The 26,240-nt window shown below is 36.4% G+C and carries 6 protein-coding genes; all 6 read left to right on the top strand.

Annotated features, from left to right (window positions below):
- Positions 1 to 143: 143 nt before the first annotated feature.
- The 6 genes from M0M44_RS05090 to M0M44_RS05065 all read left to right on the top strand — a co-directional run bounded on the left by M0M44_RS05090 (position 144) and on the right by M0M44_RS05065 (position 26,226).
- Positions 144 to 596 (top strand): hypothetical protein, encoded by a 453-nt coding sequence (locus M0M44_RS05090; protein WP_008465732.1) that lies wholly within the window; start codon positions 144 to 146, stop codon positions 594 to 596.
- Positions 597 to 777: 181 nt separating this feature from the next.
- Positions 778 to 2,070: a hypothetical protein gene (locus M0M44_RS05085; protein ID WP_248728797.1), complete on the top strand. Its 1,293-nt coding sequence runs from the start codon at positions 778 to 780 to the stop codon at positions 2,068 to 2,070.
- Positions 2,071 to 2,170: 100 nt separating this feature from the next.
- Positions 2,171 to 2,575 carry a hypothetical protein gene (locus M0M44_RS05080; protein WP_248728796.1) on the top strand — a complete coding sequence of 135 codons (405 nt, stop codon included), beginning with the start codon at positions 2,171 to 2,173 and terminating at the stop codon, positions 2,573 to 2,575.
- Positions 2,572 to 4,005, top strand: a complete 1,434-nt coding sequence (sprC, locus tag M0M44_RS05075; protein ID WP_248728795.1) for a gliding motility protein SprC — start codon at positions 2,572 to 2,574, stop codon at positions 4,003 to 4,005. Before M0M44_RS05080 ends, sprC begins: the two co-directional genes overlap by 4 nt.
- Before the next feature lies 1 nt (position 4,006).
- The gene (locus M0M44_RS05070; RefSeq protein WP_248728794.1) at positions 4,007 to 8,461 is read left to right on the top strand and encodes a PorP/SprF family type IX secretion system membrane protein; all 4,455 of its coding nucleotides are present in this window, start codon (positions 4,007 to 4,009) and stop codon (positions 8,459 to 8,461) included.
- A gap of 131 nt (positions 8,462 to 8,592) precedes the next feature.
- Positions 8,593 to 26,226 (top strand): T9SS type B sorting domain-containing protein, encoded by a 17,634-nt coding sequence (locus M0M44_RS05065; protein ID WP_248728793.1) that lies wholly within the window; start codon positions 8,593 to 8,595, stop codon positions 26,224 to 26,226.
- Positions 26,227 to 26,240 lie beyond the last annotated feature (14 nt).

The following is a 26,240-nucleotide window of genomic DNA, read 5'->3' as shown; positions in this document are numbered from 1 at the left end:
AAAACGCACATTTTCTCGACATAAGGCTGGTTTTTAAGGTTTTTTTAAGGAAATTTTTTGAAAAAAAAATGAGTTGGAGTTGTAATTTAAGTTAATTTATATATTTTTGTTTTTATCAACAACCAATTATAAAATAAGAATCTATGAAAGGGAAAATTATTCTATTTAGTGCTTTTTTTATCTTAACTACTGCGGCTGTTTCAGCACAAGCTAAAAACGCACCGAGAAGTATTATCAGTACAACTGCTCTTATCCGAAAATACCATGATCAAAAAGAATTAAGTGGTATGCAAAAGGGTGAGCTTTTGGAATTATACATCGAGCGTATCAAAGTATTAGTTAAAACTCTCCCTTACATTGCTTTGGTTACTAAACCTGGTGTTACTATGGCCGACCTTGGTATTCCAGACGATAACGAACACAAAAAAGTATTAGATGCTCAGGCAGTGGGTACATCAACATTCTTGGATACAACTGTAGAATTCCAAAGAAAAATGATGCCTTACTCTGATAAAGGGAATCTAATCGCGGCAATCTTGTTCTACGAAAGTACATTGAAATCATTACACGAGTTCAACGATTTGAACGAAATGTAATAAAGCATTTTTTTTGAAATTTTTTTCTGGAAAGTCTCAGTAAAATATTGCTTTGACATTCTTCGAAAACAAAATAAAAAAAACTCATTCTCGAGGGTTCTGTAAAATTCCAGAAAACTCGAGAGGAGTTTTTGCATTTGCGCATACCCAAATTTATTATTAACCGTAATACCCCCTTATCATGAAAAAAATTACTCAATTGATCTGCGTTCTTTTGACAGTTACGAGTATGAGTGCTCAACAAGAGAAAGGAATTATGGGCTACACTAATTGGTTAAACAACTGGACCGAATTTAAGCCTAATAAAGTTGACTATGGAGAAGCAAACCAAATTTTAGCAGGAAATATTTCTGTTAACACTAAATTGCTAAAAAGAAATATCTACGTTCTACAAGGAAACGTTTATGTTACAAACAATGCTGTTCTAACTATCGAACCAGGAACTGTAATTATTGGTGATTTCGAAACAAAAGGAACATTGGTAATCACAAAAGGCGCACAATTAGTGGCTGATGGTTTAGAAACAGATCCAATTGTATTTACTTCAAACCGCAGCATGAAAAAAGCTGGAGATTGGGGTGGAATTGTAATCCTTGGAGATGCACCAATTAATAAATTCGGAAATGTAGGTTCTTATAACCTTGACCTTGATCCTACAATGACTACTTATGGTGGTGATAATGTAGCTTCAAACTCAGGAGTTTTAAGATTCGTTAGAATCGAGTTTGCTGGTAAAAAAGTAAAAGGTTCAGATACTTTCAACGGTTTGACTCTTGCAGCTGTTGGAAACAAAACTGTTCTTGAAAACATTATGGTAAGTTACGCTGGAGGAGATTCTTTCGGGATCTTAGGTGGTGACTTAAATGCTACAAAATTTGTATCTTATAAATCAGTTAATGACGACTTTAAATTTTCTCAAGGAGTTCAATGTCGTTTCTTCAATTCTCTAGCAGTTAGATCTTCTTACTTCTCAAGTACTAAAGACGGATCTCGTTGTATGGAGGTAAAATCTTATGAGAAGAAAAGTGAAACAGATTTCACTAAAAAACAAACTTTAGTTGTTGCTAGTAATATTACAATGGTTAACGACAGCGAAAATATTAAAGCTGACATTCAAGCAGGTTTAGTAAAAGAGGCTGTTTACGTAGCAGAGAATGCTTCTCTTGAAATGAAAAGAAGTGTAATCTCTGGATTTAACCCTGCAGTATTATTAGACAGCAAAACTGAAATCAATGATGCCAATCTTAAAAAAATCAAATTTGAGGAAATGTACTTTAACTTATGTAACGGAAACATCTTTACAGAGTACAATTCTAACAACGAAGATTTAGAGAGCTGGTATGGAAACAGTGTTTTCTTTAACGTGATGTCACAAAGTGATAACAAAGAAACATTCATTGATATCTTCAATCCAAAAAAACCAGATTTCAGATTACAATTAGGAAAAATCACAGCTTCTAGCGGTAATAGATAAATAGTTTCGATTTTTATTTCCCACGCGTAAATTTTATTAATTAAGTCCCCAGACACAATTTATGTATCGTCTAAAGGGCCTAAATAAAGATCAAAACATAATGGTATCTACGAAAAAATATTTTTTATATATAATATTTTTGGTTTCGCCTATTTCGTTAACTCTATATGCACAGAATACAGCAGAACAACCTACAAAGGCTGCTGGTTCTGAGCACAGTTTAACTTTGGCTTGCAATAACCAAAAGAACAGTAATAATAGTGCTGTTATTGAAAACAGCAATTTTAATCAGTTTATAGTAGGGATGTCCAACCCCAAGGACAGCCTTACTATAGCGGCTGAGTCAAATACATTATCAAACGATTGTGAAGAGAATTCTACACTTGCGGCTACTTCAGTTCTTGCAAAAGAAGTGATTGAAAACTACAAGTACGATTTCTCAGAAACATTCATTGATATCTTGTTTTTTGAGCGTATAGATCTAGCAAGAACACGCACTATATGATTCAAAAAATTACTTTATCTTTTTTTAAAGTTTTAATATTATTTAGCATTTTACTATTTGCTAGATCGAATGCCTATGCCCAAACTATAGCGCCTCAAACCTTTGACGGTTTAGAAAAGCTTTGTGCTGGTAATTCTTTCAACGAGTTTTATGCTTCTTTTAGTTATATAGATTTTCCCGCAGGTACTACCTTCGTAGTTGAGCTTTCAGACGCTGCGGGAAATTTTACTACTCCTGTTGCCACAACTTTGCTTCAAACTGTTGATGTTTCTGCAACTCAAAAAACAATTAAATATGCAGTACCTACAAATTTAGTTGGTTCTGATACCTATAGTCTTAGAGTAAAAAGTTCAACAGGCGTTACGAGTACAAGATTTAGAAATTCTTTAGGAAATACTGCATTTCCTGCATACTTCAAACCATACGAATCATCTTTCTTTATCAATGGTAAGACTGATACAGCAATGTTATGTGCTGGCGGTAGTTTAACCCTTTCTGTTAGTGCTGATACTCCATCTCCAATCAATATTTCTAATATTAAATACAAATGGTACAAAGATGATGTTCTTATCGTAGGACAATCCTCTAAAGACATAGTTATTAATAGTACAGGAAAATATTATGCAGAGATTGATTATGGTCAATGTTCTGATGTTAACTTTAGTTCTAATCGTGTTAATGTTGTTTCTTCTTCTAGTGGATCTAACGTAACTATTAATTCAAGTTTAGGAAACCCGTTTTGCGCTAGTGGAACAGGAACTGTTTTAACTGCAACTTCTGGAAACAGCTATGCTTGGAAAAAGGATGGAGTCTTGATAGCTGGTGCTACTAACCGTACTTATTCTACAAACGAATCTGGATTGTATTCTGTTGAAGTCGATTTTGGCGGATGTAAAGCAACCGGAACTATCGACTTGAAAAGCAATAGTTTTGAAGCAAGCATTGATGCTGAGGATGGATATAAATTAAGTGCAGGAGAAACAGTAACGATTACCATTACTACAGGTGCGGCAGATGCAACTTATGAGTGGTATTTAAACGATAACTTAATTCCTAACGAAACGACAAGATCTTATGTTGTAGCTGTTAAAGGTAATTATAAAGCTAAGGTTTCTTTGGCATCTGGATGTGTTTCTAGTAAAGAATTTACATTTAGAATAAATGGAGAATCTGGTCCATCAAGTGTTATTCCAAACATTATCAAGTTAAGTGGTATGAATCCGTACTGGAATATTCCAGACGAATATAAAAATGCAAATACAAAGGTAATGATCATTAGTTCAAACGGAGATATGGTTCTGGATGTAGTGAATTACCAAGGCGATTGGCCTCAAAACAATGTAGATTTTAAGAATGTAAATCCCGTTTATTACTATGTCATTCAATCCGACACAGGTGAAAAAAAAGGATCAATAACTGTTATAAAATAATATGAAGAAACTTTTACTATTCATCACGTTATTTTACGGTTTATCTAATGTACTCTATTCTCAAAACGCAAGTGAGGATGGAGTTGTTTCGTTTTCATTACCTATTAGAAATTCTTTGAAGTTCAATAGATATTTAATTAACCCGACATTCAGTTTTGTTAGAGAATCAAATCCATATGTAAGTTTTTATAACAAAAGACAATGGACGCAATTTGATGATGCACCAAACACTTACTTATTTAATTATTCAGGTCGTTTTAGAGAGAACGAAGCATTTGCAGTTGGGTTATTTCAACAAAATTACGGGCTTATGACTGTTTTTGGCGGAGTTGCCAATTTCGCTCATAACATCGTTTTGGAAGAAGATAGTAACTTGACTTTTGGTTTAAATGCAGGGATTTATCAAAGCGGAATAAATACAGGAAAAATTATATCAGATGATTCAACGATTTTAACTGGAGATTTTCCAAAGAGTACGCTTTTAACTGTAAATCCTGGGATTAACTATGGTACTGCTTTTTTAGATTTCGGATTGGCTATTAACAATCTAGTACTTTATAATTTCGGATCTGGAATGGTAAAAGAAGATCCAGAAAGAGCCATTCAATTACATGCCATGTATACTGGATATATTGACAATTATGGATTTTTTGATAGAAGTAAATTCTCTGGATTGGTTAGAACAGAAATTAAAAAAGATAAAACAGTTATTTCTGGTCTAGGAATGCTTGCACTTCAACAAGGAGTTTGGGCACAAGTAGGCTATAATACATTATATGGAGTTTCTGCAGGACTTGGGGTTAATATTTCTCCAAGTATTGCTATAGAATACAATTACGAAAGAGGAATGGGCAATTTCTCTAATTTAGGTGGTTCGCATGAATTTGCTATTGCCTATAAATTCAAAAATAGAAATTACTATTACGGAGATGATGAGGAAGGTTCGTTGATTGATCCTTCAAAACCAAAATCGGTACCAGCTAAACCAAAGTCAGAAGCAACTCAGGTTAATAGAACTGAAATTGCTGAAAAGAATAGATTAGCTGCAGAAGCAAAAGCAAAAGCCGATGCTGAAGCAAAACAAGCAAGACTAGCAGCAGCAGAAAAAGTTAGAGCCGACGCTGAAGCTGCAGCAAAAGCAAAACTAGAAGCAGACAATAAAGCTAAAGCAGATGCTGAAGCTGTTAAAATAAGATTAGCTGCAGAGGCAAAAGCAAAAGCAGATGCCGCAGCCGCAGCGAGAGCACAAACAGCCGCAGCGAATAAAGCCGTAGCCGAAACACAAAAAACACAAGCACAACTGGCTGCTGATAAAGCTAGAGCAGATGCAGAAGAGCGTAGAATAAAACTAGCCGCTGATAATAAAGCGAGAGTTGATGCTGCGGCTGCAGCTAGAGCACAAGCTGCAGCAAACAAGTCTGGAGCAGTTGAACAAAAAACGCCAGAACAATTAGCTGCAGATAAAGCACAGGCAGATGCAGAAGCATTAAAAATAAAATTAGCTGCTGATGCCAAAGCGAAAGCCGATGCCGAAGCTTTACAAGCAAAACTGGTAGCCGCTGATAAAGCCAAAGCCGATGCCGAAGCAGCAAAAGCTAAAGCAGCCGCTGCAAATGCAGCTGCACCGACACAACAGAAAACGGCTGCACAACTTGCAATAGAAAGAGCAAGAGCAAATTCAGAAGCTGCTGCAAAAATGAGATTAGCAGCGGCTGAAAAAGTAAAAGCTGATGCAGAAGCTGCAAGACAAGCAAGATTGGCTGCGGCAGAAAAAACAAAAGCGGATGCAGAAGCTGCGAGATTAAAATTAATAGAAGATAATAAAGCTAAAGCTGATGCTGCCGAAGCAAAACGTAAAGCCGATGCAAAAGCAAAAGCTGAAGCGGCAGACATGCAGTCTATATTAGCTGCAGATGCGAAAGCGAAAGCAGACTCAGATGCACTTCAAGCAAGATTAGCAGCAGAAGCTAAAGCAAAAGCTGCTTCGGAGGTTAAAACTAAAGCTTCAATTGATGCAGCTAATAAAGCGAAAGCAGCTGCAGATGCAAAAGCCAAAGCTGCTGAAGAGGCTGCTCTTAAAGAAAAATTAGCTGCAGATGCAAAAGCAAAAGCAGACGAAGAAGCAAGACAAGCACTTATAGCCGCAGAAGCAAAAGCAAAAGCTGATGCCGAAGCGCTGAAAATAAAACAAGCTGAAGATGCACGTCAAGCACAATTGGCGGCAGAAGCAAAAGCAAAGGCAGATGCTGAAGCACTTCAGGCGAAACTTGTAGCAGATGCAAAAGCGAAAGCTGATGCCGAAGCTGCTGCAAAAGCGAAATTAGAAGCGGACGCAAAAGCAAAAGCCGATGCTGAAGCTGAAAAAGTGAGATTGGCTGCAGAAGCAAAAGCGCAAGCTGACGCTGAAGCAGAGAAAGCAAGATTAGCAGCTGATGCAAAAGCTAAAGCTGATATGGAAGCTTTGCAAGCTAAATTAATTGCTGATGCTAGGGTAAAAGCAGATGCGGAAGCAACTGCAAAAGCAAAAGCTGACGCAGAAGCAGAAAAGGCTAGATTAGCAGCAGAAGCGAAAGCAAAAGCGGATGCAGAAGCACTACAAGCTAAATTGGCAGCAGATGCGAAAGCAAAAGCAGACGCAGAAGCTCTTCAAGCAAAACTTGCTGCAGATGCAAAAGCAAAAGCGGATGCCGAAGCATTACAAGCTAAACAAGCAGCAGAAGAAAAAGCTAAAGTAGAAGAAGAAGCCCGTCAAGCTAAATTGGCAGCAGATGCGAAAGCAAAAGCAGACGCAGAAGCTCTTCAAGCTAAATTGGCAGCAGACGCAAAAGCAAAAGCGGATGCAGAAGCTCTTCAAGCGAAATTGGCTGCAGATGCAAAAGCAAAAGCGGATGCTGAAGCATTACAAGCTAAACAAGCAGCAGAAGAAAAAGCTAAAGTAGAAGAAGAAGCCCGTCAAGCTAAATTGGCAGCAGACGCGAAAGCAAAAGCAGACGCAGAAGCTCTTCAAGCGAAACTTGCTGCAGATGCAAAAGCAAAAGCCGATATGGAAGCTCTTCAGGCAAAATTATTAGCTGATGCAAAAGTAAAAGCAGACGCAGAGGCAACGGCAAAAGCGAAAGCCGATGCGGAAGCTAAAAAATTACAAGAAGAGGAAAATGCACGTCAAGCGAAATTGGCTGCGGATGCAAAAGCAAAAGCAGATGCTGAGGCATTAAAAGCACAACAAGCTGCAGAAGAAAAAGCTAGAATTGAAGAAGAAGCTCGCCAAGCTAAATTGGCAGCTGACGCAAAAGCGAAAGCAGACGCAGATGCTCTTCAAGCGAAACTAGCAGCAGATGCGAAAGCAAAAGCAGATGCTGAGGCTCTTCAAGCAAAACTAGCAGCAGATGCAAAAGCAAAAGCTGATATGGAAGCTCTTCAAGCTAAACTGTTAGCAGATGCAAAAGCAAAAGCAGATGCTGAAGCAACAGAAAAATTAAAAGCTGAAGAAGAAACAAGACTGTTAAGAGAAGAGGAGGAGCGTCAGGCAAAATTAGCAGCAGATAAAGCTAAGGCGGATGCAGCAGCAGCTGCACTAGCAGCGAAAGCGAAAGATGATACTGGAAAAGCTATTGAAAACTTGACTCAGTCTGTAGAAAGTACAAGTACAGTACAAACAGATTTATTAGCACAGTTTAAAGCAACTGTTGCGAATAAGCAAAAAGACTTGAACGATTTAAAAGAGGAAAACGATTTAAGTGAAAAAGGTATTTATAAAGAGCCAAAACCATTTAAGAGTGTAGCAGCTGAAAACAGTCAGATTGAAGCATTAAAAGTTCAGATTGCTGATGCAAATAACAGCATGAAAAATGAGATTGCGAAGCTGACAAATCTTTATAACGAAAGACTTAAAAAGTTCCCTAAAGAGGATCCTTTGAATAAAGCTTATCTTGAAAAGATAAACGAATTGAAAGCGGCTCAATTAAAAATGGAACGAGAAGGTGCAGCTTTAATTGCCGATTTAGAGCGTATTAAAACAGATACCGAAGTTGAGCGTAAACGTAGAATTAAACGTGCAGCTTATGAGAATGATGAAGGAAGATATGCCCAAGACCTTGCCGCTCTTAAACGAATAAAAGAGACAACAAAAGTAAGTAGCACGCCACTGAAAGCAAATGATTTTGATTTTGGTGAAGAGCAGTCAAACATGCAGATTATTAAAAATATTAAAAACTCTGATAGTGGATATTACTTGATTCTTGCAGTACACAGCAGTGTCGAGAAACGAGATGAGTTTTTAACGAAAGCGGTAGCTGCTGGACTTACAGATGTGAATTTCTTTTATAATGTGACAACAAGTAAATATTACATCTATTATGAAAAATACGACGGTCTACAAGAAGCCACAAAAGCTTTGGAAGCGAAAGGGAGCAAGCCATACAACGGTAGAATGGCTGTCGTAAAAATTGAGAATTAATAGAAATATATATAGATAAGTTAGTCCTTCTGAGGTTTCAGAAGGACATAAAATAAAATGTTAAGAATGCTATGATTTATTTTTTAATGCCCCTTAAAAAATTAAAAAAAGGCCACAACAAAATGAAGACTATGAAAAAAACTACTATTTTTAAAGTATTTATTGCAGCTGTATTTCTCTTGCTCGGTATTTCTTCTTACGGTCAGTTAAGAAAGAATTTTGATCCAAGGTATAATACCAGTTTAAAAGGAGATATTTTAGTTATTGGAAACAATATCTTAAATAGAGATGGAGGTGGAAGAAACAACCGTCCAAATAATCCTTTCGATTCTCAAGGTACTGGTACTACGGCGAACGATAATTTGGATATGAAGTATATCGACATAGACAATGAATCAACTTTCAATTCTAGTTCGGCAACATTGGTTATTCCAGATGCAAGTAAAGATTGTTACGAAATTGCTTATGCCGCTCTATATTGGTCAGGAACTTATCAAGGCTCTGATAGAAGCAATATTAATAAGGTTAAATTAAAAACGGGCACTAGTGCTTATAAGGATATAACAGGAAGTATAATTTGGGATGAAGGAGCATCAGGAGTAAACAATGCCTATCTTTCAAAGCCTTATGCTTGTTTTAAAGAAATCACGGCAGAAGTTAAGGCTGCCGGTCCAGGCCTTTATACTATAGCAGATGTAGTTTGTTCTCAAGGGTCACTTAACCCTGGAGGTGGAAACTCTGCTGGATGGAGTATTTACGTAATTTATAAAGATCCAAAACTGCCAAGTAAATATATTACTAGTTTTGATGGTTTCAGTATGATTAGAAGTACTGATCCTCCTTTGGATATTCCGATTAGTGGTTTTAGAACAAATCCTGAAGGAAATGTAAATGTAAAATTAGGATTTAGTGCCTTAGAAGGGGATAATCCTTTAGAGGGTGACGGATTACAATTTAAAGGTGGAAACTCTGCTATATGGGGGCCTGTATCTTCATTAGCTAGACCAATTACGCCAGCAGTTCCTCCTTCTAGATGGGATGCAGGAAGTCCTGCAAAGCCTAACTTTTTTAATAGTACTATTACTGACGGAGATGCAATTATGACCAATCGTAATCCGGCCAGTAAAAATACATTAGGTTATGATGCCGGAGTGGTTAAAGTTTTAAATGATGGCAATACTATCATTCAAAATAATGAGACGAGCGCAACGCTAAGAATTAATACTTCGCAGGATTCGTATTTTATGTTCTTTACTGCCATATCGGTTGAAATTATTGAACCTAAAATTGTCCTAACAAAAATTGTTAAAAACTCGAATGGCGATAATATTGGAGGGCAAACGGTAACATTAGGTCAGCAATTAAATTACGAAATTGGTTTTAAGAATACAGGTAATGATGATGCAACTTCTTTTACAATTCGCGATCAGCTGCCTATCAATATTATTTTTAACTATCCAACAGATTTATTACCATTGCCTGATGGCGTAACAGTAAAAAGTTGGAATCCTACTACAAGAAATATTGTTTTTGATGTTCGTAGTGATATCGTTAAAGTAGGTTTAACAGAAAAAACAATAAAATTTAAAGTACAGGTAATTCCTGATTGTACAATGCTTGATGAAGCTTGTTCAAACAGTATCGATAACTCTGCATACGCTACATATAAAGGTTCTCAAAATACCTCTTTCACAATATCGGATGATCCGAGTGTGGATACTAATACAGGATGTATTTTGGTACCAAAAGCAACCAACTTCTTAGTAGGTGTTGATGGCTGTCAATACGATAGAAAACGTACCTTGTGTACAGAGACGTTGGATATTACTGCAGCAAATGGTTACTCAACATATACTTGGTACAGCGATAAAGAAAAAACAAAAAAAATAGGAACAGGACAGACTCTTACAGTTAAAGATCCTGGAACTTATTATGTTTACAATGAAGCGCCAGCGCCTTGTAGATCTATTTTTGAGAAATTTACTGTTGAAAGATTTGGTCAAACTGCTAAGAATCCAGTATTGGATGTTGCAGATCAAATAGTAATTTGTCCTAATGACGGTAAAGAATTGCCAAAAATATTTTTGTGTGGAGCAAATGCGTCAAGACTAATTCAAACAGGAATTAATGATAGTTCTAATATCGTTTGGGAAAGGCTTGACACAAGTAGCTGTAAAGCAGTAACGAACGAAAATTGTGCTAACGAAAGTACAGATTGTAAATGGATACAGGTAAGTACTGGTCCTGATTTTACTGCAAAAGATGCTGGACAATACCGTTTGACTATTAATTATTCTGGTAGCTGTTTCAACCGTTTTTACTTTAATGTTTTCACTAATCCATTAGCACCAACAGAAGAACATGTTGATCTACTTTGCGGTAATAGTGGTAGTATTACAGTACGTGACGTTCCTGCAGGATATCAGTATGCAATTAAAACAAGTCCAACTGCGACTATTCAAGAGTGGGAATGGCAAGACAGCAATACCTTCCCTATTTACAATCCGGATTCGTATACAATTTATATTAGACAAAAAGGGGTAACTACAAACCCATGTATTTTCAAAATACCTAATATTTTAATCAGAAGATTAAACTTAACATTAGATGGTAAGAAAACAGATCCTATATGTCCAACTGATTTAGGAAGTGCAAGTGTTGGAATCAAAGATTTTGAAGGGCCATATTATATTTATCTTTATAATCAGGCAACTGGACAAATTGAAAAACAAGATGGTCCTGTTACAGCTTTAGATTATAGTTTCTCATCTTTAAGCTACGGAACTTATGGTAAAAATTATTATATCAGAGTTACAAGCAGTCCTATAAATCAGACTCCAGCGCCAAAATGTGATGTATCTTATTATTTTGAAATAAAACCGCCTTCAAGCCAGTTAAAAGCATTTGCAACTTTACAAGAGCCTTTTACAGCTTGTAGTGATGGTAAACTATTATTATCAGCGTCTGGAGGAAAAGCACCTTACGCTTATTTTATAAACGGATCTCCAACACGTGTTGATACCAATCCGGTTATTATTACAGAAGCAAAAACTTACGAGATTAAAGTCGTTGACGATGCTGGTTGTTCGGCAACAACTTCTATTACTATACCAGAAGTCTCAAAACCTACGTTTGATGTAAATCATACAAGTAGTGTTTGTTATGATGGAGCTTCATCTATTAGAATTGAAAATATTGTAGCAAATGGTAATACTCTTGCTTATAGTATTACAAATGGCCAAAGTTTTTCAGCAAATCCTGTGTTCTTAAATGTAGGGCCAGGTACTTATAAAGTTGTTGTTAGATATAGTGTTACTTATACAGTAAACAATACACAACAAATAAAACACTGTTTTACTGATCCAGTTGATGTAACAATTACAGGACCAGCTTCTGCACTTACTGCATCTGCAGGTGTAGCTGCTTTGGCAGGATGTAGTTTACCTGATGGGAATGGTGTAAATCAAGGAGGTAAAGTACGTATTAATAACGTAGAAGGAGGAACTCCGCCTTATGAATATGATTTTGGAGATGGAAAAGGATGGATTCCAAATAAAAATGAAGCAGAAGTTTTACCAGGAACTTATGTATTAAGAGTTAAGGATAAAGCGGGATGTATTTTTACTATTCCTTACAATGTTGTTTTAGATCCAAAACCAGGAGATCCAACAATTGATGATCCAATTACAACTTATACTTGCGACGGAAAAGCTTCAACAACTGTAACCGTTAGAAATCCTCAAAATGCAAATTATACTTACGAGTATTATATAGACGATATACCAAACACGCCTATAACTAATAATGTCTTTACTGATATTAAGGCAGGAACGCACACTATAACAGTGAAGTATAAAGTAACTTCTGTTCCTACTTACAGTAACTTATTAAGAGAAGATTTTGGTCGTGGTCCAGATGCTAAAATACCAGGTATTCACCCAGCTTATTGTTGGGAACCGCAAGATGATGTAGAAGATTGTGGTGTTGGTGGTTATATGCCTGTTTTATTAAATGATGGTGAGTATGTTGTGACGAAAGGACTTCTTCCTGCTCACGTAGGTGGTTTCAATTGGAATTTACCAAAAGACAATACAGCGGTAATCAACAATACTCCTGGAATTACAGATGGTAGATTCTTAGCAGTAAACGTTGGTGGAGTTGTGCCAATTGGAGGTGTGTTGTATAGTAAAACGATTAACGATGTTATACCAAATCAGGATATTCAGGTATCATTGTATATGCTTAACTTATTAAGCAAGAATAATAATTTACCATCTCCTAGATTAACTATTCAGCTTCAAAAGAATGGTCAACTTATATCACCTGCTGCATCAAAGGATACGCAAGAAATTCCAAGAGATGAAAAATGGCATAACACTACAGATTTAGGTAATGGTCAGGTTTTAACATTAAATCCAGGAAATAATACCTCTTTAGAATTTGTAATCTTATCTTATAGTCAAGTAATTGATGGTAACGACTTAGCGGTTGATGATATCTGGGTACGCCAGATTCCAGAAACTTGTGGTGCAGAGAAAGATTTTACAGTTATTGTAGAGGACAACAAAGGCTTTAAAGCCGATACACCAATTATTGATAACTTGACTTGTATTGATAAAGCTGACGGAGTAATCACAATTCCGGTTAGTAACTTTAATCCTGCTACAGGATATTATTATACAGTAAATGGTGGAGGTTTACAAAATTCAAGTGCTTCTCCTCTAGTTTTAGATAAGTTAGCTGCAGGAAATTATACTGTAGTTGTTCAATATGATGCAGCAGGAAATTGTTCGACAAGTTATACAAGAAGTGTAACTGCTCCAGAAGCTGTTACTGCATTGGCTACTGTAACAATCCAGCCAACATGTATAGATGGTGCTGTAATTAAGGCTTCTGCAAAAGGCGGAAAACCAAATTATAAATATCAGTTAGAACGTCCAGATGGAACAATTGTAATACCATTCCAGACTGACGATACTTTCAACCTGCCATTAACTGCTACGGGTGACTTTGTAGTAGTAGTAAAAGATTCTGGAGATTGTTCTTCAGGAGCTTCTGATGTCGTAAGTGTTGTTGGAGCTGTAGCTCCTACAGCTACTTTAGATGCTAGTTCAGATCTTTGTTATGATGCTGGAAACAAAGCAACTTTGGTTGTAAGTGTTAGCGGTGGAAAAGCACCATACCATTACAGTTTAGATGGTGTGAATTATCAGGATTCAGAAAAATTCGACAATTTAGGTGCTGGTACATATACAATCTATGTTAGAGATGCAAATGGTTGTAATGCTACGCCACTTACAAATATTGCGATAGGAACACAAGTTACAGCATACGCAGAGGTAACAAAAGCATTAGATTGTACAAATTCGCCAAACGCGCAGATTACAATTACAGCTCAAAACGGAACACCAGGCTATACTTATGAAGTATCAGTTAACGGAGATCCTTTTGTAGCGATAGGGTCTAATGTTTACCCAGCGACTACAACAGGATCTTATGTATTCAGAGTAACAGATTCTAAAGGATGTCCGGCTTTAACAACTGCAGTAACTGTAGATACTAAACTTGAACCAACAGGATCTACTACGCCAATAAACCCTAAATGTTATAATGGTAATAACGGAAGTTTTACAGTTATACCAGCAGGCGGAAATGGTGGACCATACGAATTTAGTTTTGACGGAGGTAATACTTTTGGTTCTTCTGCGACATATTCTAATTTAGATGCATTTGTTGGTGCAACAAATACAAAAACGTATAAATATCAAGTAAAAGATGGTAAAGGATGTCTTTCACCTATTTACGATGTTGTATTAACAAACCCAACACAGGTTACTGTTTCTGGTAGCTTCCCTGCTAATACTTCATGTAGCTCTACAGCAGTAATTACAATTGTTGGTGCAGGTGGTGCAGGCGGATATACGTACAACTTTGATGGTGGTACAAATTATAATGGTGTAACTACTAAGACAGTTACCTTAACAAATGCTGAGCAAACTATTAAATTCTATGTAAAAGATGCTAATGGTTGTACAGCTGAAAATGAAATTAAAGTTCCGGCATTTAACCCGCCAACAGGAATTACGATTTCTACACCGGCAGCTGTAACTTGTAATTTGACATCAACAAGTCTTGTATTAACAGCAAATGCTGGTATTGCTCCATATACATATGAAGTGACTTCAGGACCAGTTATGCCAGCACCGCAAACTGGAAATACGGCTACATTTACTGGCCTTACTCCAGGTGAATATAAATTTAAGGTAACAGACGCAAATGGCTGTACTGCAATTGGTACAAAAACTATTGACCAAGCAGTTAAAATTAAAGCTGAAGGTGCAAAAACAGATGAATTATGTGTGGGTTCTAAAAACGGTAGCGCTACATTTACTGTTTCTGATGTAAGCAGTACAGGTAACTTTACTTATACTTTCACACCTAATACAGGTACACCAAATGTTAATGGTAACACAGTTACTTATACAAATTTAGCACCAGGAACCTATACTTTCGTTGCTACAGATAAAACAACAGGTTGTGTTTCTGACAGCAAACAAGTAACAGTTGGTGCAGCTACTGCAATTGACTTTACAGTTAATGCATCAAAAATTAGTTGTAATAATAAAATTGCAACATTAACAATAACAGGTATAACAGGAGGAAATGGTTCTTATAGCTATGCTTATGCGCCAAGTGGTTCTACTATTCCAACTACAGCTTATGGAACAACTTTAACAGTTGATACAGCTGTATTAACTACAACTATTGATGTTTATGTTAAGGATGTAAATAACTGTTATACTAAGAAAACAGTTTCTGTTGGAACAGAGGATCTTCCAAAAATGGATCCTATTGCAGCGCAATGTTACCCAGGAAGTCCAATTTCTGTAAAAATTACAGGTACATATGCATTGCCAGCAACATTCAGTAAAGATGGTACTAATTTTGGAACGGCTGATACATTTAATTTAACGCCTGGAACTTATAAATTAACAGTAAAAGATAAATTCGGTTGTACTGATTTTATTAATTACGTAGTGGCTGAACAATTAACAATTACTCCATCAGTAGTTGCAGATACAAATTGTACACCAAATACAACAATAAGCTTATCTTCTGCAGGAGGAACAGGGACTCGTACTTATGCAGTTTCAATCAATGGAGGAGGCTACTCAACAGTAACTAGTCCTTACACTGCAACTGTAGCAGGAACTTATAAATTTAGAGTTAACGATAGTGCAAACCCAGTTTGTTACGCTTACACAACAGATATTACAGTTACTTTAAAACCTACAGTTTTAACAATAAACACATCTAAAGTTGATGTAAAATGTAATGGAGCAAAAACAGGAAGTATTTTGGTAACAGCTACTTCTGGAAAAGCGCCATTTACATATACGATTACCAAAAGAGGTTCTTCACCAGCAGAGGTTTATAATGTAAATAATCCTTCAGGATTAGGTGCAGGAATTTATGATATTGTGGTAGAAGATGCTTTAGGATGTAAAACGGCTACGGCAGATGTTACGATAACAGAACCAGCTGAATTAACAGCTGATGCAAGTATTGATCCATTTACTTGTAACACTACAAATACTAAAGAACCTAAAAATGTTACCGTTACAGGAACAGGAGGAGTACTTCCTTATTCATACAGCTTTAATGGAGGCTCTTATGGTCCATCAAACACTTTAGAAGTTGTAGATAATACAAAAACACAAACTGTTAGATATTCTATCATGGATGCTAATGGCTGTACAACTGCTGTTAAAACACTTACAATCTCACCGCTTAATCCGCCTAAGATTGCAAAAGTTGACGTAACAAAAATTTATTGTGATCCAGTTGCTAGCAGAAAAAGTACAGCAACGATTACATTAGTTGCGGGTAGCGGAGCTGTAACTTCTTACACAATCGTTTCAGGACAAACTAATACTACTGGAGCTACATCAGGAGTATTTACGGATCTTGATCCTGGTAACTATACTTTCAGAGCAACAGCTTCAAATGGTTGTTATGATGAGTTTAGTATTAATATTCCGCCAGTAGTTTCTATTACTGCAGCAGCAAATAAACTTAATGATGTTTATTGTTTTGCGGTTCCAAAAGAAACTACAGGTGCTATTAGATATACAGTAGGTAAATTTGTAACTACTTACAGTTATACAATTAATGGAGTTCAGACAGCTACAAATCAGACTGCAACTTCTTTCGATTTAACTAATCTTGGAGAAGGAACTTACGATGTAGTGTTTACAGATGAAACGACATTATGTACTTTCCCAACAAAAGTTGTAATTACGCAGCCTACAGATGCTTTAGTTTTAAATTTAGATTCTAATGTAAAAGCAAACTGTAATAAAGCAACGGCTAAAGTAACAGTGCATGCTACTGGAGGAACGTTAGATTATAAATATGCTTTTAAACAAAACAATGTAGCTCCAACAGATTCTGATTATAAAGATGCGGCAAGTGCAGATCTTAGCCCAGTAATGAACACAGAATGGGATGTTTGGGTTAAAGATGCTAATAATTGTACAGCGAAGATAGACGTAACTATTGATACTGATTTAGCACCAACTGTTGATGTTAAAGTAAACAATCAATGTACAGCTTCTGGTAACGCATTTGTTATAGAAGCAACAGGTAATGGTGGTGTTGCACCATATACTTATACAATTAATACAGGTGTTGCACCAAGTCCAGCTAATATATTTACTGTTGGTGCAGGAACATATACTATTACGGTTAAAGATGCTAACGGTTGTACAGGAACAGCTCCAATTACTGTTTACGATGCAATGACGGTTAGTGCAGAGATCACTAAAGAGCTTACATGTGCTGCTGTAACACCAACAAATGGAAAAATTACGGTTAAAGTTGTAACTGGAGGAAAACCAAACTTTACATATAAAGTGAAAGTAGATGCAGGTTCTTACCCAACTACAGGAACACCTTTTACAGGAACATCTTTCGATTATCCAGTAACAGCAGCAGGAACGTATCAGTTTGAAATTACTGATGCTAATGGCTGTATAAAAGAAACGATAGCTGTTGAAGTAAAAGATCCTCAAACTGTTGTGGTAAAAGATACTCCAACAAGTCCAACTTGTAATGGAGATGCAGACGGAACTGTAACACTTGAGGCAACAGCAGGAGAGGGACCATTTAAATTTAGTTTTAATGGTGGACTTTTCTTAGATAAATTTATTTATGGAGGATTAATTGCAGGAAGCTATCCTTATACAGTAAGAGACAGCAAAGGTTGTGAAGCTTCTGGAACAGCTATTATTACTGCTCCTGCCGCTATTGATCCGGAAATTGAAATTCATGGTATTACATGTAATAGTACAAAACCAGGTAGTATTGATATATCATTAAAACCATCTTCGGGAGGTACTGCACCATTTATTTATCATTTATATGATAATACAATGAAAGAAATTGCTACTTACACTGCAGCTACAGCAGCAGATGCAGCCACAGTACATAATTTCCCTAATTTATTTTTTGGTGATTACTATATTAATATTGTTGATGCTAAAGGATGTAAGTTTGAAAGCACAGCATTAAGAATAGCACCACCTCCTTATTTGGAATTTGGTGCTGAAGTGATTGGTGCAACTTGTGATGATGGAATTTCTGTTAAACTAGAATTGTTAACAGGTTCAGGTGTGCCAAACTTTACATATTCTATTTATGGACTTGGTATGTCATCAGGTTCTATACCAGATCGAGAGTATACATTTACTCATTTAGAGCAAAATACGACTTATAATTTTATGGTTGTAGATGCGAACGGATGTCCATCGTATTTAGAATATACTACACCTAAGATTTCAGATATTACGGCAGACGTTACGCCAAAAGATGTAACATGTTTTAATGCAGGAAATGGTGAATTAAGGTTTGAAGTTAAAGATTTAGGTGTAGGAACTACTCATATCTATTATGAAGTGAGAGATAACTTGACTAATCTGCCAATTCTAAGCCCTAAATTTGGTGATATCACTGCAGCTCCTTACACGGGAACGATTACAGGTTTACTGCCAGGTAACTATGTTCTTTATGTAAAAGAAATAGACGGAACTAAATGTTCTACTACAACGAAATTCCAAATTAAGCAGCCAGCTTCAGAACTTGATGCTAGTATTACTAAAGTGGTGAATGCAACTTGCGATAAAAATGCTTTTGTAACAGTTAGCGCAGGTGGAGGAACAGGACCTTATGCTTATGGTTTCTATACTGCACCAGCTACTGCACCAGCAACATTTGGAAGTGGTAATGTTTTAGAGTTGCCTTATTCTCTAACCACTACAAACTATAATATTGTTGTAATAGATGCTAATGGATGTGAGAAAGAATTAGGTCAAATAATTTCTAAAGACCCAAGTCCAGAAATTAGTTTAGATGTAGATAACAAATGTGTTAGCGAGGATACTTTCGGAATCGTGGTAACATTGTCTAATGCAGGAATGCCTGGATATTCTATAAAAGTTGACGATGGAGTTTTTGTACCATATACTGGAACATTCCCGTATACCATACAAAATTTACACTCTGGAGAGCATGAAATTACGATAAAAGACAAAAACAACTGTACTGATGTTAAGAAGATAACAATTGATGCTCCATTAAAACTTGAAGCTTCAAATCTTGTTCTGCCAGATTGTAATGATGATAATGGTGGAGTAACGTTAGTGCCAAGTGGAGGATCAGGAGATTATGGCTATAGTATTTTGCCAAGTTTTCCAAGTGTATCTATAGTTGGCAATACAATTACAGGATTACAAGCAGGTAAGTATGTAGTAACAATGATAGACAACGTAAATGTTGGATGTTCTACTACAACAGAATTTGAATTGCCGGCTGGAACTCCAGTTACTTTTGATGCTGTAACTACAGATGTACTTTGTCTTGGTGATGCAAACGGAACTATTACAGTAAATTTACTTACAGGTAATAATGAACCTCCGTATACTTACGAAATAGCATTAGTATCAGGAGCGCCTCTACCAGTAGGTATTGTACAGACAGATAACGTATTTAGCAATCTTCCAAAAGGAGATTATAGAATTACGGTGACTTCTAAGAGATTATGTTCATTATATAAAGATTATACTATTGGAGGACCAACTATTGCTTTAGGAGCTGATGTTGCTCTAAAAGATTTTGGATGTCTTTCAGGAAGCGATCCAGAACTTGCAGAAGTTACAATTACTGGAACGGGAGGTACAGCACCGTATCTATATAATTTTGATGGAAGTGCAAATTATACGAAAGAAAATAAAGTAACGATTCCAAATGACGGAAACCCTCATACGGTAAATTACTATGTAATCGATAAGAATGGTTGTAAAACAAATGGTTCTACAATTGTTAATCCGTTTACGAAATTAGATGATATCACTTTCGATCAAACGATAGAGGCAACATGTCCAGATGAAGAAACACAAGTTACTTTAACAGTAATAGGTGGTTATACAATTGATAAATATGAAATTGTTTCACCATTCGCTAGAGATAACGGAGTTTCAAATGTATTTGATTACTTACTTGCTGGAACTTATATATTTAAAGTAACAGACGCGAGAGGATGTGCTATCGAAAGACCGTATACAATTGAAAAATTAGATAAAATTGATATTGTTAAAGCATCACAAATCAATGTAAGCTGTAATTCAGCAAACGGAACAAATGACAACGGTGAGGCAACTTTCACAGTTTCTGACTTTAGTACTGCTGGTTACACCGTTGCTGTTACAAGTGCAACTGGATTAGCTTATAACCCTCCTACAATAGTAGGTGATGTAGTTACAGTAACAGGTCTTGTTGAAGGAACTTACACTGTGACAGTAACAGATAATAAAACAAATTGTTCAAAATCTGCAGATGTTACCATTACAATGCCTGCGCCGATTGTATTTGCTGCAACTGGTAGCAATGTATATTGTTCTGAGGATAACTCTACAATTACAATTACAAACATTGTAGGAGGAACGCCAAATTATTCTTATGCAGCAGTTATAAGAAATCAACCGGCTCCGACAGCGTTTACAGCGTCTTCGGTTCCATTAGTGGTTGATACAGATTTGACAAACCTATTGTGGGATGTTTATATTAAAGATGCGAATGGTTGTATTTCAGCGCCAATTCCAGTAGATATTGATCTTGACGCAGCTCCAGTTCTTAACATGCCTGCACAACAGTGTTTTGTAGATGTAGACTTGACTGTAGATCTTGATGCTCTTTCTACAACGTACAACAACGTGAAATCATTTACGATTGATGGATTGCCAACGGGTCCTATAGCGACATTTACAAAAGCAGGTTCATATAAAATTGTTTTAACAGATGAGCATGGTTGTTCAGATGAGAAAGTTTATATTATCCAAGAACGTTTAACAGCTGCTGCAACAGTAGAGAAAGATCTTTATTGTGAAGTAGGTAATGAAGCAGCAAAAATTGTTGTTGAAGTTAAGGGTGGTGTAAAAGACTACACTTATCAAATGTACTTAGACGGTGTTGCAGTAGGTACTGTAAAACCTGCTACAGGTGACTTTACAGAATTTGTAACTGCTGCAGGAGATTACACTTTTGAGATCTCAGACAGTAACGTACCATGTACATTTACAACAGTTCCTGTAACAGTTAGTATACCAGGAACAATTGTTCTTACGCCATCACAAACTGATGTAATATGTTTTAAAGATAGCAACGGAAGCTTAACTGTTGTACCGTCTGGTGGTGCTGCTCCATATACATTTGTACTTACAAGTACAGGTACTGGTGCAAACAACTCAGGAGATACAACTGGTATTTATACTGGTTTACCTCAAGGTGATTACAAAGTTGTGGCAACAGATGTAAAAGGTTGTACAGCTGAAATAGATATTACAATTGTTCAGCCACCATTGTTAGAAGAGGAATATGCAATTACACAAAATACAAGCTGTAGTACATCTACTGAAATAGTAGTTACAGGTAAAGGTGGTAAAGGAACTAATTACCAATATAATTTTAATGGTCAAGGATATGATTCTCTAGATCGTATTTCAGTACCTAACGATGGTTCAGTTTTATCAGTTACATATACTGTTAAAGATGAGAATGGATGTGAAACAGCTCCGGTAACTGTTCCGATTGTTCCATTAAACAAACCGACAGCTTTAGCATTCGATGCAACTGCTATTACTTGTAATCCTGCAAACGCGACTAGTACTGTTACAGTAACAGCTACAAACGGTGTAGGTGCGTTAGAATTTAAAATTATAGAATTCAACGGTGTGGCAACTACGCTTTACCCTCCAGTTTCAACAGCTGGAAGCGCAGTTCCTGCAGTGTTCGCTGGATTGCCATTTGGTGAATACAAATTTGAAGTAACAGATAGTTTTGGCTGTTCATTCAGTGACATATTGACTATAAAAGACGTTGTTAAAATCCAAGCTACAGGTGACGCTTTCGCGAAATCTTGTATCGGTACAGACGACGGAAAAGTAGTCTTTACAATGTCTGATTTTAAAGGAACTTATACTTACTCAGTAACTAAAGATGGTGCTGCTTTCGCTGGACCAGTTATAACTTCTAATACAGAGGTTACTTTAGCTAACTTAGCAATAGGAGTTTATGAGATTAGTGTTGTTGATGATATAACAACCTGCCCAACAACTTTCAGTGTAGAGGTTAAAGATCCTATAGCTGTAACAGTTACAGAAGAAGATAACGTTAATGCTAACTGTAAGACAGGAGCTGTAGTTACAGTTCTAGGTCACGGAGGAGCTGGAGATTATACCTATTCTTTTGTGGTAGCAGGTGCAGCTTATGGTACATTTGAACCAGAAGCTACAAGAGAATTAAATCCACTTACGCCTAGTTGGTATGTATATGCAAAAGACAAAAACGGATGTATCTCTCTACCTATAACAGTAAACATTGCAACTGAGCCATTGCCAGATAACTTTACTGCTAAAGTTAAAGCTCATTGTGCGGATAGTAATGGAAATTATGAAATTATAGTAGACGATTCTGCTGCTATTGGAGTAGGTCCATTTACATATAGTATTGGTGGAGGATTCCAAATTTCTAAATCATTTACAGTGAACGTAGCAAAAGCTTACGATATCACAGTACGCGATAAATTTGGTTGTGAGACTAAATTCCCAGCATTGGTAACTATTTTACAGCCTCTAGAATTGGATACTAAAATTTTAGATTTCACAACATGTGATGAAGGAGATGGAAGAATTAGCGTTACAGCAACTGGTGGTTCAGGAAATTACAGTTATTCAATTGATGGGCAACCAGCAGTTACAACTACACCAGCTATATTTGCAGGTTTAAATTCTGGTTCTCACACAATTGATGTGATTGACACAACGACTAACTGTCCAATTTCAACAACGGTGGTTATTGCTCCAGCAACTAAAATTGATGGTTTCAAAGCAGTTCCTACTCCTGTGACATGTTTCAGTTATACAGATGGTAAAATTAGAGCAAGTATTACTCCAGGAGTAAACGACAACCCTATATACAAATATAGAATCAACAACGGTCCACTTCAAGAAAGCGGATTGTTTGAAGGATTAGCAGCTGGAGATTACAAAGTTGAAGTATTCTCAGGAAGAGGTTGTCCAGCTTCTTTAGATATAACAGTAGGAGGACCTAAAGCAATTGTGGTTCCAGATCCAGCTGTGGTGCAGTACTTATGTACTAGCGGTAACACTAGCAATTTTGCAACAATCACAGTAACTGGTGTTACTGGAGGTTCTGAAAATTATGATAAGTACACTTATGAGTTTATTAGAAATGGTGTAAGCATTTACAAAGGAGAAAGAAATGTGTATACTCAAACCGATTTTACAGGTGGAAATTTCGTAGTAAAAGTTTATGACGAAAATGGTTGTGAGGGTACTAATCCGACAACATGGGTAATTGATCCATTCATCCGTTTAGATAAAGTAAATGTAAGAGTTGATAATGCAATCACTTGTCCTACTAAAGAAAACATTACAGTATTAGTAGATGCAACAGGAGGTACACCAACTAACTTAGAATATTCAATCGCTTATTCTTCTGGTGCTACTGTACCAGGAAATGCGCCAAATGCAAATGGAGTATTTACAGATTTAGGAATAGGTGAATATATCATCACAGTTCTGAATAAAGATACTGGCTGTTTATTACAGAAAGTTCACAATGTGTTTGATCCAAATACATTCAGTATTCAAGCAGTTGCAGTAAATGGAGAAATTTGTTTCGATGCTGATAATGGAAGTGTAGATTTAACTTTTGTAGACAATCAATTAAATCCAGATGATGCAGGCATATTTGATTATGTAGTGACTGGACCATTGCCAAGTACAGCGGAAGTAGCTAAAGATCGATCAGCATCTGTAGGTCCAGAAAGAGTTTCTAATTTGAAAGCTGGTTTATACAAAGTTGTGGCTACCTTAGTAGGTGATCCTAGATGTTCAGTAGAAACATTATTTACGATCAGTCAACCAAGCGAAGCATTAGTTGCAACATCAGCAAAAGTGGATATTACATGTATTGCTGGTAATAATGACGGTGAAATCTCTGTTAGTGCAACAGGAGGTTGGAACACATCTTACCAATATGAATTAGTAAAAGATGGAAATGTTGTAGAAAATTATTCAGGTAAGACTAACTATACAGGTCTAACAGCAGGTGTTTACACTATAAACGTTAAAGACGCTAAAAGTTGTATGGCATCTACAAGTCAGACTTTAATAGTACCAGTTCCTATTAATGCTACAGCAAGTGCAAACGTTACAACGTTACCATGTTTTGGAGATAAATCTGGTGTAGTTACCGTGAGCCCTCCAACAGGTGGTCAAGGAAGTAACTATATGTATACATTAAATATACTTTCTGAAGATCCTGTAATTTCATCAGGACCATTCTCATCTCCAGTTTTCTCTGGATTAGGTGCAGGAAGATATAGTGTAACAATTACAGATGGATTTGCTTGTGAGTTTACAACTAATGAAGTTGAAATAAAAGATCCACTTAAAGTATTAGCTACTTTAGTAGAATCTAGAGCACAAACTTGTGACACTTTAACTCAGCTTACGCTAAGTGCAGAAGGAGGAACAGGACCATATACTTATAGTGCAGATGGAACAACACCATTAGGTTCATTCACATCTTCAGTTTCATTTGAAGTGCCAGTAGGTTCTTATAAGTATTTTGTTTTTGATGCTAACGGATGTAGAAGTGTTATCTCTAATACAGTTACAATCTATGCTTTAACTCCATTAGATGTTAAATTGGATGTTTCAAGTGCAGTTGTAAAATGTACAGGAGAAGCTACAGGGGTAATCACTGCAGAAGCAGTGGGTGGTTTAGGTCATTATTCTTATACATTGTTAAACGGAACAGGAGGAATTGTTCGTCCAGCTCAAGACAATGGAGTATTTGCTGATCTTCCAATTGGAACATATCGAGTAGCAGTTAATAGTGTAGATTGTGATGATGTATCAGAATTGGTTGTCATTAATGAACCAAAAGAAGCTTTACAAGCCCAATTTAAACCAACTGATGTTACTTGTTTCGGTGAGAACAATGGTAAACTGGAGGTAATCGCTTCAGGTGGAACAGGAGTTATTAAATATGCAATTTCTCCAAATCTGAACCAGTTTGATACTAAAGTATTATTTGAGAAATTAGCGCCTGGTGATTACCAAGCTATAGCTCAGGACGAAAACGGATGTTTTGTATTGTACGATTTCACAATCTCTCAACCAAGACCTGTAATTGTAACTGAAGTTCCAAACTCAATGATACCAGAAGTTTGTGACGGAGATAAAGATGGTGCATTTAGTATCGAAATTAAAGGTGGTACTTTGCCTTACAGCGTTAGTTTAGATGCTCCAAACGGACCATTTACTCTAGGTACTGCAACACAAACAGTGTTTGACTTTACAAACCTTAAAGGTGGAGCACATAAAGTTTATGTGAAAGATGCAAACAACTGTCCAGTAGATTTTGAAGAGAATATGCCAAATGCTGTAATTCTTAATCCAACTGCACAAGTAACATATGATTGTGTTAACAATGAACAGGCAAATATGGTAGTAGTAACAATTGATGCTTCTATCACAAACCCTGTAGAGGTGGATTACTCTCTTGACAATAATGGAACATTCCAACCAAGTAACATTTTCACAAATGTTGCTCCAGGAAGCCACTTTATTGTTGCTAGACATACTAACGGATGTGAGGTGCCAACTGACTTATTTGAAGTAGCAGCTGTTGATCCAGTAAGTTTAATAGACGTTACAAACCAAAGCAAAGACATCAACACAATTGTTGTAAAAGCTTCTGGTGGAGTTGCTCCATACGAGTATAGCTTCAATGGTGAATCATTCTCATCATCTAATAGCTATAGAATCTATAAAACAGGTATTTATAAAGTAATCGTGAGAGATAAAAATGGTTGTGAGGCAACAATCGATGTTGAAGGTACATTCTATGACTTCTGTCTGCCAAACTACTTTACTCCAAACGGTGACGGACAAAACGATACTATTGGTCCAGATTGTGGTGCATTAGCATACAAAGAACTAACGTTCGATATTTATGATAGATATGGTAGAGTAGTAGCGAAATACCATGTAGGTCAAAAATGGGATGGTAGATATCATGGAAACGAATTGCCAACAGGAGATTACTGGTATGTTCTTAAATTAAATGATCCTAAAGATCCAAGAGAATTTGTTGGACATTTCACTTTATACAGATAACAAAATTATAGCCC

This window comes from Flavobacterium humidisoli, assembly GCF_023272795.1.
Classification (GTDB): Bacteria; Bacteroidota; Bacteroidia; order Flavobacteriales; family Flavobacteriaceae; genus Flavobacterium; species Flavobacterium humidisoli.
The sequence above is the reverse complement of the archived record's forward strand: the minus strand, read 5'-3'. Positions and strand labels throughout refer to the sequence as shown.

What these genes read in the sequence shown, in the direction of transcription:
- M0M44_RS05090 (WP_008465732.1), top strand. Translation starts at nt 144, where the DNA reads ATGAAAGGGAAAATTATTCTATTTAGTGCTTTTTTTATCTTAACTACT.
- M0M44_RS05085 (WP_248728797.1), top strand. Translation starts at nt 778, where the DNA reads ATGAAAAAAATTACTCAATTGATCTGCGTTCTTTTGACAGTTACGAGT.
- M0M44_RS05080 (WP_248728796.1), top strand. Translation starts at nt 2,171, where the DNA reads ATGGTATCTACGAAAAAATATTTTTTATATATAATATTTTTGGTTTCG.
- sprC (WP_248728795.1), top strand. Translation starts at nt 2,572, where the DNA reads ATGATTCAAAAAATTACTTTATCTTTTTTTAAAGTTTTAATATTATTT.
- M0M44_RS05070 (WP_248728794.1), top strand. Translation starts at nt 4,007, where the DNA reads ATGAAGAAACTTTTACTATTCATCACGTTATTTTACGGTTTATCTAAT.
- M0M44_RS05065 (WP_248728793.1), top strand. Translation starts at nt 8,593, where the DNA reads ATGAAAAAAACTACTATTTTTAAAGTATTTATTGCAGCTGTATTTCTC.